Here is a 2,611-nt window from a genome sequence, read left to right as displayed (position 1 = left end):
GCCCTTTACAGGAGAACTTTAGCTAAAATCGGTTCCACACTCTTAGAAATCTCTGGGACGTACACTTGTGAAACGTAGTCGGCAATCATCCTGTCGGTGTTGAATAACGGCGCATTTGTCTTAATCGACGTTTTCATCATTTGCACCCAACGGTGGGGAATGCCTTGGGCATCTTGGTCATAGTATAGAGGAACAATTTCTTCTTCTAACAGCTGATAAAGCGATCGCGAATCAATCCCATCTTGCAATTCTTGATCGCTAGTATTCGCATCTTCACCAATTGCCCAACCGTTAATTCCTTTGCCATCTGGCCCTGCTTGGTAGCCTTCGCACCACCAGCCATCTAAAACGCTGCAATTAAGACCGCCGTTGAAGCAGACTTTTTGTCCACTTGTACCAGACGCTTCCAAAGGACGACGGGGATTATTTAACCAAACATCCACACCTTGCACCAATTTTTGACCAGTGTAAATGTCGTAATCTTCAATAAAGGCGACTCGGTTGATAATCCCGGAATTGTGACACCACTCCATCAAGCGTTGGATAATCCGCTTACCTTCTTCATCGGCTGGGTGCGCTTTACCTGCAAAGATAATTTGTACTGGACGTTGAGCATTACCAAAAATCTTCAATGCGCGTTGGGCATCGCGCAAAATCAGATCCCCGCGTTTATAAGGGCTGAAGCGTCTGGCAAATCCAATGGTCAAGACATTGGGATCGAGTAGTTTTTCTGTTGCTTGAATGAGTTCATGATTTTCGCCACGCAACTCCCGTGATTTCTTCACCTTATAACGGGTGAAGGCAATCAATCGTTCTTTGAGGATGAGATGCCGCGACCACAATTCCTCGTCGGGAATCTCGTCAACTTTAGCCCACATTTTGGGATCGACGGCGCGATTTTTCCAGTCTTCTCCCAAATATTCGTCATATAAGTCACCTAACAAGGGTGCAGTCCAAGTGGGTGCATGAACGCCATTGGTAATGTAACCAATTGGTACTTTGTCTTCTGATCGCTGCGGATAGAGAACTGTCCACATTTTACGGGAAACTTGACCGTGCAATTCACTTACGCCATTACAAGCACGAGACATCCGCAATGCTAAAACGGTCATCCCAAAGGGTTCCCAAGGATCGCCCAATCGTCTTGCACCCAATGCTAAAAATTGTTCGCGAGAAAGTCGCAATTGCGGCCAATAGCTGGCAAAGAAGGAGTCGATTAAATCGGGAGAAAAGACATCATGACCGGCGGGAACTGGGGTATGAGTGGTGAATACACAACTGTTCCGTACCTTGGCTTCGATGTCATAGAAGGATTTCCCAGTCCGCTCAATTTCTACCCGCGCAACTTCTAAGGTGCAGAATGCAGCGTGTCCTTCGTTGAGGTGATAGACAGAAGGTTCAATTCCCAGGGCGTGTAGGGCGCGAACACCACCAATTCCCAAAACGACTTCTTGGGCGATGCGGGTTTCCAAATTACCACCGTATAGGTGTCCAGTCAGCCAACGGTCAATGGGATCGTTATCGTGGCGATCGCTATCTAATAAATATAAGGTGACTCGCCCAACTTGCACTCGCCAGATTTGCACTTTTACAACCCGCTGGCGAACTTGTAACTCGATAGTCACCGATTCCCCTTGCTCATTTTTAATCAACTCCAAAGGCATGTGGTCAAAGGGGTTGTCAATATAATAATCTTCTTGCCAACCTTGGCGGTTCAAGCGTTGCCGAAAATAACCTTGGCGATACAACAAGCCAACACCAATCAATGGCACGCCCAAATCTGATGATGATTTCAAGTGATCCCCGGCGAGAATTCCCAAGCCGCCAGAGTAGACGGGTAGAGATTCATGGATGCCAAATTCGGCGCAAAAGTAAGCAATGGGGCGCAATGCAGATACTTGCGGTGCAACTCGATTTACCCAAGTATCTTGCTGATTGATGTATTGGTCAAACTCACGCGCTAGGGCGGATATCTGCTTTATGTAAAATGGGTCTTCTGCTAATTGGGTCAAACGCTCGTAACTTGCAGACTCTAAAATTGCCACTGGGTTATGTCCACAGCGTTCCCATTCTTGGGGATCAATGCTTTGGAATAAGGAGATGCGATCGCCACTCCAGCTCCACCAGTAGTTATAAGCCAAATCTGCCAAACGTTTGAGCGGTGAAGGTAACTTTTCACTCAAGTGTCGTGCTGCGGTGATTGCACTGCTATTAGCCATACTAAATCTATGTCCTCGCGCTTAACTTTTTCTTTATGTATCGGTGAGTGAAGAAGTAAATAGGGTAGAGGTTAAAGGGTACAGATTATTCCCTATCACCTGTCACCTGTTACCTAATCCCAATTCCCCATACCCAGTCCCTTTTATTTACTCTTCAGGTTTATAACACCGAAGCCTTCACGTGCTGAATTCTCCCCTGAAGTTGGAACAGTTTCTCGACATCAAACCTTATCCAAGTAAATGGTTTGTATTGTTTTCGTCTTCTAAAAATTATCTCTACTTTTGGACAGATTTAATATTTTTTTCTATCAAATTCGTTGACATTATTTTAATTTTTTTATTTTATTGTAAATATTTATCCACAATTTTACAATCAGCAACTAAAGTTATTT

1 protein-coding gene is annotated in these 2,611 nt (G+C 45.0%); it reads right to left on the bottom strand.

The window, feature by feature from the left end:
- Positions 1-5: 5 nt before the first annotated feature.
- The gene (gene glgP / locus IQ229_RS23545) at positions 6-2,219 is read right to left on the bottom strand and encodes an alpha-glucan family phosphorylase (protein WP_194047920.1); all 2,214 of its coding nucleotides are present in this window, start codon (positions 2,217-2,219) and stop codon (positions 6-8) included.
- Positions 2,220-2,611: the final 392 nt, after the last annotated feature.

Source organism: Nostoc cf. edaphicum LEGE 07299 (assembly GCF_015207245.1).
GTDB classification, from domain to species: domain Bacteria; phylum Cyanobacteriota; class Cyanobacteriia; order Cyanobacteriales; family Nostocaceae; genus Nostoc; species Nostoc edaphicum_B.
The sequence above is the reverse complement of the archived record's forward strand: the minus strand, read 5'-3'. Positions and strand labels throughout refer to the sequence as shown.

What these genes read in the sequence shown, in the direction of transcription:
- glgP (WP_194047920.1), bottom strand. Translation starts at nt 2,219, where the DNA reads ATGGCTAATAGCAGTGCAATCACCGCAGCACGACACTTGAGTGAAAAG.